This window comes from Methylomonas sp. MgM2 (assembly GCF_054172045.1).
In genome coordinates this window covers 1-7,689 of record NZ_JBSYXO010000069.1, presented here as the reverse complement: position 1 = coordinate 7,689, position 7,689 = coordinate 1, and the positions used below count along the sequence as shown (strand labels likewise).

Annotated in this window: 7 protein-coding genes; 2 read left to right on the top strand and 5 right to left on the bottom strand. The window is 53.0% G+C overall.

Annotated elements, in window-relative coordinates:
• Window positions 1-120: 120 nt before the first annotated feature.
• Genes ACW73I_RS22680 through ACW73I_RS22665 form a run of 4 tightly spaced genes read right to left on the bottom strand, consistent with a single transcriptional unit; the run spans window position 121 to window position 3,655 of the window.
• Window positions 121-1,086, bottom strand: coding sequence for a beta-ribofuranosylaminobenzene 5'-phosphate synthase family protein (locus ACW73I_RS22680; RefSeq protein ID WP_458031782.1), 966 nt, complete (start codon window positions 1,084-1,086; stop codon window positions 121-123).
• A gap of 32 nt (window positions 1,087-1,118) precedes the next feature.
• On the bottom strand, window positions 1,119-1,787 hold the full coding sequence (locus tag ACW73I_RS22675; protein WP_458031781.1) for an HAD family hydrolase: 669 nt from the start codon (window positions 1,785-1,787) through the stop codon (window positions 1,119-1,121).
• A gap of 8 nt (window positions 1,788-1,795) precedes the next feature.
• Entirely contained in the window at window positions 1,796-2,725 is a 930-nt protein-coding gene (locus ACW73I_RS22670; RefSeq protein ID WP_458031780.1) for a hypothetical protein, read from the bottom strand.
• Window positions 2,726-3,655, bottom strand: coding sequence for a diguanylate cyclase domain-containing protein (locus ACW73I_RS22665; protein ID WP_458031779.1), 930 nt, complete (start codon window positions 3,653-3,655; stop codon window positions 2,726-2,728).
• A 180-nt stretch (window positions 3,656-3,835) separates the two neighbouring features.
• On the opposite strand from ACW73I_RS22665, the gene ACW73I_RS22660 reads away from it, so the two are divergent.
• Together ACW73I_RS22660 and pntB are read left to right on the top strand one after the other, a co-directional pair.
• A complete protein-coding gene (locus ACW73I_RS22660) occupies window positions 3,836-5,389 on the top strand; it encodes a Re/Si-specific NAD(P)(+) transhydrogenase subunit alpha (RefSeq protein WP_458031778.1) in 1,554 nt (517 codons plus the stop codon).
• Between the two features lie 10 nt (window positions 5,390-5,399).
• A complete protein-coding gene (pntB, locus tag ACW73I_RS22655) occupies window positions 5,400-6,836 on the top strand; it encodes a Re/Si-specific NAD(P)(+) transhydrogenase subunit beta (RefSeq protein WP_458031777.1) in 1,437 nt (478 codons plus the stop codon).
• Between the two features lie 100 nt (window positions 6,837-6,936).
• On the opposite strand, the gene ACW73I_RS22650 is transcribed toward pntB, so the two are convergent.
• On the bottom strand, window positions 6,937-7,227 hold the full coding sequence (locus ACW73I_RS22650) for a hypothetical protein (RefSeq protein ID WP_458031776.1): 291 nt from the start codon (window positions 7,225-7,227) through the stop codon (window positions 6,937-6,939).
• Between the last annotated feature and the right edge of the window lie 462 nt (window positions 7,228-7,689).

Genomic DNA, 7,689 nt, shown 5'->3' with positions numbered 1-7,689 from the left:
TAACCAAGGTGAATTCTATCTTTCATTCAGGCGGTATCAACAATCTTGACATAGTTTCGAACTACACATAGGGGTCGAACTTGAACGTTCAATACAAGGTGTGATGCTTATATTAGAACTTTAGGCATTTTGGCTGATTACGTCGGCGCCTCTATTTCGCGCGCTTGCAACCATGAAACTCAAATATTCCGAGGTAAACCGGCGCTTTAATTCCTCCAACAGTTCCGCCGCTAATTCAGGATTATCAACGGCGCAAAAACCGGTTGGCCCCCAGGAAGTCTGACCGATTGCAACAGCCCCTTGCAGCCTTAACCAATTCATAGCCGAGGCGACTTCCGAACTCGTAAAAATACCGCCTTGGACCGGAGCGAAATGGCGTCCAACCGCTTCTTGCAAGTCGGTGATGACGTCTCCGAACAACGTTAGATTTTGCTCGGCCAATGCCGGCAAGGCTTGCATTAACAACAAATAAGCCAGACGCTCGGCTTCCGCGCGCGGAAACGGGGGTAATCGTTTAAATGCGCTCACTTCCTGCTCGCCATGCAAACCCTGCCCGCGGCTGTCGAACGCCAAAAGAAAACGCCAATGATCGGGGATAGGCATACGCGACAACAACGGTGGAGTGGCCGTATCCGGCCCGCGGCCCCCATCGACTACCAAGCCTCCCTGCTCGAACACGCCGATGCCGATGCCGGAACGCGCGCCACGATCGGTTAAGCCCGCGATATCGCGTATGCTCAAACCCAGATTGTAAAAGGCGTTCAATCCCGACCCGATCGCCAGGGAAAGCTGCGTACCGGAACCCAAACCGATATGCTCCGGTATCGCCTCCGAGATAGAAATGTGAATTTGCTCGGGGATATCAAGCAGCTTGCACAAGCGCTTAACCGACTTCGCCGCTCTTTCGGCGCAAATACCCTCGACAGTCACCCCCGCCCCCGCGGTGACTTCGATTCGCGTGCCGATGTCGTTCAACGCTACGCCGATACTACCGAAATGCCGACCGAGTGCCCCGCTTAAATCGATAAATCCCATATGTAATCGAGCAGGTGCGATAACAGTGACTTTTTCGCAGAAGGGCTTCACAACCTCAATTCCGTAATCATGGCCAGCCGGCATTATAACGGATGATGAAAACTCACCGATATAAAATCGGCCACCTCGGCTAAATTCTGCATAACCCGGTCCGCTTGACTCGCGGCGCGTGGATCGGCCGGCAGCAGTGACGGGACGTAAATGCAAGGACACCCGGCCGCGACCGCTGCGGCAATCCCGACCGGTGAATCCTCTAATACCAGGCAGTCGGGCCGCTCGGCGCCCAGCGATTCAGCCGACTTGACAAATATATCCGGTGCCGGTTTAGGATTGCTTACATGGTCTCGGCAAATCATAGTCGGGAACACGTCGGCTAAGCCCGCCCAATTCAGGCACTGTTCGGCATCCGATCGGCGGCTATTCGTCGCTAAAGCGTATGGCAATGCCCGTTCGCGTATGCAATCCAGCAATTCATAAAATCCGCTTTTGACCGGTATGCCCTGGCGTCTGACTAAATCGTGCCAAATTCGTCCGCTCAAACGATAGAAGCCTTCTATATCGAAACCGGACCCTAGAGATTCGAATAATCGTTGGCTAATAACACGGCCGGGCTGGCCCGATAAGGATTTGCAGAAATCAGCGCTTAAGCGATATCCCATTTCCGTTGCGGCTTGTTCCCAAGCAATGAAATAACCCGACTCGCTATCCAGCACCAAGCCGTCCATGTCAAACACGACGGCGCTAAAATTCAATGGACGGCTCAACGGAGTACCCGGATATATTCTCCGATGGCTTCGCGGTTGGAACCGACCACTATACGTTTCCGGCCACGATCGTCAATTTCCAACTGCCCGGCCACGGCAATTTGCTCGCCGGCTTTAGCCTGTCCGATATAGGTAGCAGTAAAGGAAACCACGCGCTCAATCTCCGGGTGATTGATGACGAACTCGGCCGGATAATCGAAACCGTAATGGTCGTCGACGACGTCTGCCTGGACGGAAATAAACCCGAGCTTTTGGAAGCGGCGTTGATTTTCAACCGGGGTAGGCACCAGTAGTGATAGATCAAACTTGCGCTGATTAAAAATGGCTTTGTTGTATTTGCGCTGTTCATGCCAAATGTAATCGTCCAGCGCAAAATCGCAGGCTCGGCGTTGATAGGCGCTTAACCAATCTTCGTCGTTTAAAGTCTGGCATCGGTCTTTGGCAATCAGGGCCTGGACAATATTTCGAGCTTGATGAAACGTGACACGATCGTAACAAACCAGGTCGATATCCGAACCATGGTTTTGCATGCCTACCAAAAGGGAACCCGTTACCCCAAAATGATCGAGTTCCAAACGATTGACCTCTAATAACTCGCATAACGCCTGTAAATCCAGGATAACAGGATCCGTCGTCTCTTCTTGCAACAATTGTTGCAACATCGATTTCGGCTGATAGTGCCGAACGATTTCATTTTCGCCGACAGAATGCAGGTAAGTGTCTAACACCTCCGAGTAATGCAAAAAATCCGGAAACGCCCGATTCAAATAAGCATTGGCATTGTCCGTCGCTAATTTCCGCCACTGTCCGCTTAAATAGGCATAACGCAAAAAACACAATACCCTGCCGCATTCAAGGCCGTCAGAGACCACCGCAAACAATAATCCTTGTTCAGTCTCAATAAAATCTTTTGCTTGATAATTCACTTAAGCCACTTCCACTCGATTACGGCCGCCCTTTTTCGCTTTATACAATGCGCCGTCGGCGGCTTCGATAAGCTCAGCCGCCTGTTCATATTGGCCGTTATAAATTGCGACACCCAAACTCATTGTTACGCGGTCGGCCGTCTTTGAACCGGTATGAGGAATTGCTCGCTCGTATATTGCTTGCCGAATATCTTCAGCTACCCGTTTCACGCCTTGCAAATTCGTTTCCGGCAATATCACGGCAAATTCCTCTCCTCCGTAACGACAAGCCAAATCGGTTGGCCGCCTAGCGTGATCTCGCAGCACTCTACCCACCGTTTGCAGACAAGCGTCGCCTTGCTGATGCCCATAACTGTCATTATATAGTTTGAAAAAATCCACATCACAAATGATCAGGGAAAGCGGCGATTTGTTCCTTCCGGCCATGGCAAATTGTTGAGTCAAGGTATTATCGAAGTGGCGGCGATTCGCCAACCCGGTCAATTGGTCGTACAGTGAAAGATGCTCCAACTCCTGATTGAGCTTTTGCATTTTTTGCTGCGCAAGCTTTAGTTTAAGCCGCATCAAGTAAATACGCTCCATTGCAACGATGGTATGCTGAAGTCGCAATGGATTAATCGGCTTCAGTAAATATGCGTCGCCGCCGGCCATAATGCCGTCAGCGTAGGCGGTGTCGTCGTCTTTAGTCGTCAGAAAGATAATTGGAAACCAATCGTCCCCTTTCAATTCACGAATCGCCCTGGTCGCATCGATGCCGTTCAAATTGGGCATCTCCACGTCCATCAAAATCAAGTCGAGGTTATGATCGGTAACATACTGCAAACATTCAAAACCGTTTTCCGCGTAAACCACATCGTGCTCAAAATCTTTTAGGCATTCTGTAACGATTTGCCTTATCAGGCGACTATCATCGGCAACTAATATCTTCATTAACAGAAAAATTGTAAGGGTAATCCCTGGTATAGGGTCCTTTGATTCTAGCCTAAAATTTTTTGGCTGCGTTTTAAAGCGATTGATAAAACATGAACTATCCCCTATCCTCAGACCCGATTTCCGACATCGTTTAACGTTTGATTATTCCATCAATTCCTTAAAACACAAGGAGCTATTATGAGAATTGGCGTTCCCAAAGAGGTCCACGAAGGCGAAAAACGCGTCGCCACCACACCGGAGGCGGCCGAAAAAATCATCAAACTCGGTTTCGAAGTTTGCATTGAAAGCGGGGCCGGACTAGCCGCTAATTTCAGCGATGATTACTATCGGGAGTTCGGAGTCAAAGTGCTGCCGGACGCCAAATCCGTCTGGCAACAATCCGATATCGTCATGAAAGTCAGAGGGCCTGAACAACATCCTGAGCTGTCCGTCGATGAATTGGCGATGATGAAGGAAGGCCAACATTTGATCAGCTTCATCTGGCCGGCCCAGAACGAAGAATTGATGAAAAATCTTGCCGCCAAAAACGCTACGGTATTGGCAGTGGACTGCGTACCCCGCATGTCGCGCGCACAAAAAATGGACGCCTTGAGTTCCATGGCCAATATCGCCGGCTACCGCGCCGTGGTCGAAGCCGCACAGCATTTCGGCCGCTTCTTTACCGGCCAAATCACCGCTGCCGGTAAGGTTCCGCCCGCCAAAGTGTTGGTTATTGGAGCCGGCGTTGCGGGTCTCGCCGCAATCGGCGCAGCGAAAAGCATGGGCGCTATCGTCCGCGCCTTCGATACCCGGCCGGAAGTCAAGGAACAAATCGAAAGTATGGATGCGGAATTTCTGATGCTGGATTTCGCGGAAGACGGCACCGGCGAAGGCGGCTATGCAAAAACCATGTCCAAGGAATTCATCGAAGCCGAAATGGCCTTGTTCGCCCGCCAGGCCATGGAAGTGGATATTATCATCACGACCGCATTGATTCCCGGCAAACCGGCGCCGGAATTGATCACCGCCGGCATGGTGAAATCGATGAAACCCGGCAGCGTGATCGTCGATCTGGCCGCGGAACAGGGCGGCAACTGCGCGTTGACCGAAAAAGACCAGGTTGTCGTCAAACACGACGTGACCATCATCGGATACACCAATTTGCCCAGCCGCATGGCGGCCCAATCCAGTCAGCTCTACGCCACCAATTTGCGCCATCTGTTGAGCGACTTATGCCCGGAAAAAAACGGCACACTGAACGTCGACATGGATGATGAAGTGATCCGCGGCGCCACGGTGATCAAGGAAGGCGCCATCACCTGGCCGCCGCCGCCGCCAAAACTGACGGGTTCGCACAAGCCGCTGACCGAAGCGCCGGCCGCCGAACCGAAACCGGAGAAAAAGCAATCGGTTTGGACCCAGGTGCTGACCCTGGCGATAGCCGGCACCGTCTTGTTCGGCATCGGTTCGGCGGCACCGCACGCGTTCCTGGAACACTTTACCGTGTTCGTGCTGGCCTGCTTCGTCGGCTATCAAGTCATTTGGAACGTCACCGCCTCGCTGCACACACCACTGATGAGCGTCACCAACGCCATCAGCGGCATCATCGTCATAGGCGCCTTGTTGCAGGTGTCGACACCGGATAATTTGGTCATCACCGTTCTGTCCGGGATCGCCATCCTGATCGCTTCGATCAACATCGTCGGCGGTTTCCTGGTAACCCGCCGCATGCTGGCCATGTTTAGAAAATAAGGAGCATCTCATGTCACAAGGCTTAGTCACTATGGCGTACATTGCGGCGTCGATCCTGTTCATCCTGAGCTTGAGCGGCCTCAGCCGCCAAGAAACATCGCGCCGCGGCAATTATTACGGCATGCTCGGCATGGCGATCGCGATCGTTGCAACCGTGCTGGGCGGCCACGTCACCGCGTATTGGATACTGGCCGTCGCCTTGCTGATCGGCAGCGCGATCGGCGGATTCGCGGCGTTTCGGGTGGAAATGACGCAAATGCCGGAACTGGTCGCGCTGATGCACAGCCTGGTCGGCATGGCGGCGGTACTGGTCGGTTACGCCAGCTTCATGGATCACAGCATCGTATTGACCGGCGTCGAGGAAACCATACACGAACTGGAAATCTATATCGGCATCTTCATTGGCGCCGTGACTTTTTCCGGCTCGGTCATCGCATTCGGAAAACTGTGCGGCAAGATCGACGGCAAGCCGGTACTTCTGCCGGCCCGGCACTGGCTGAATTTGCTGATGTTCATCGTCACCATCATGCTCGGCCAGCAATTCTTGGCCAGTAACGAGACCGGCACGCCGGTCTTCGGCAGCCATATGTTCGAAAACGCCGTATTCAACGGGCCTGTATTGGCATTGCTGCTGATGACGGCAATCGCGTTCGCGTTCGGCGTGCACATGGTGATGGCGATCGGCGGCGCCGACATGCCGGTGGTCGTATCCATGCTGAACAGCTATTCGGGATGGGCCGCGGCGGCTACCGGCTTCATGCTCAGCAATGACTTGCTGATCGTGACCGGGGCGCTGGTCGGTTCCAGCGGCGCCATCTTGAGCTACATCATGTGCCGCGCCATGAATCGGCATTTCCTCAGCGTCATCGCCGGCGGTTTCGGCACCTCGAGCGGCGGTGCCGCGGCCGAAGTCGAAGGCGAAGTGCAGCCGATAGAAGCCGAAGAAACCGCACTGTTGCTGCGCGATTCGAAAAACATCGTCATCATCCCCGGCTACGGCATGGCCGTTGCGCAAGCGCAGTACACGGTCAATGAGATCACGAAACTCTTGACCGCCCAGGGCAAGAAAGTGCGCTTTGCGATCCATCCCGTCGCCGGCCGCATGCCCGGCCATATGAACGTATTGCTGGCCGAAGCCAAGGTCCCTTACGACATCGTGTTGGAAATGGACGAAATCAACGAAGATTTCCCCGAGGTCGACGTCACCATCGTGATCGGGGCTAACGACATCGTCAACCCGTCGGCATTGAACGACCCGAACAGCCCCATCGCCGGCATGCCGGTGTTGGAATGCTGGAAAGGCGGAACGACTATCGTCATGAAACGCAGCATGGCCTCGGGCTACGCCGGCGTCGGCAATCCGCTGTTCGTTTTGGAAAATACCCGCATGCTGTTCGGCGATGCGAACGACAAGCTGCAAGCCTTGTTGAAGGCCTTACAGGCTTAACCGGATTTTGCGGCGTCAACCTTAACGAGAGCCGGTGAAAGCCGGCTCTCGTTTACTGTACGGGCTAGGCGTTACGCAACGGAAAACATTTGCTTGCACACTATGACTCCGACGAAGGCTCCTCCGAAACGATGTCGTGACGGAATTTGTATGCCAAATACCCCAAAACGATACCGAAACCAATCAAAGTGGCCGGGTGGGTTAATACTTTCTTTATAGTGGTCTTGCCGGCAGAAGCGGCGGCACCGGCTGCGGCGGATTTCATAACCGAGTGTGTCGCTTCGGTCATTTTGCCCATATCGCTCATCGCCCCGTTCATCATTTTCATCGCGCCGCTGCCCATCGCTTCAGTTGCGGCTTTTGCGGTTTTCGCCCCGTGTATATGTGCCATAGCAGTTCCCCTTATAAAATTTAACTCAGACTACCTCTGTATCTATTTTTTTCCCGCTCTTTAACATGTTCTTCGCATTCAGCAACAAAGTCTAATCAATTTTCCTTTATAAATACCTTGATCAACCTTTCGCCTCTTGCGGATGGAGCCAAACGCGCCGAATTCGACTTACGGCTAGGGATTTCTGACTACCCTTGCTTACATTGCTGTGCGATTTTGGTTCTGTCACACATACTACTGGGATAACCTTTTAAATCAGCTTCCGAATCTTTACTGAGGTCAGCGAAGGCTAACCTCACCGCACTAGGTTGGCCGACTGGCAAAGTTAGGATATCGTCCAAAACAACTTCCCGATATGGCAATAGTCACTGGGGACGTACCGAGCGAGGATGTCGGCAGCAAGGACGCTGCCGTCAAGCTCCCATGGAAGGGTTCACGGCGTTCCTCATTCGGTATGCCCCA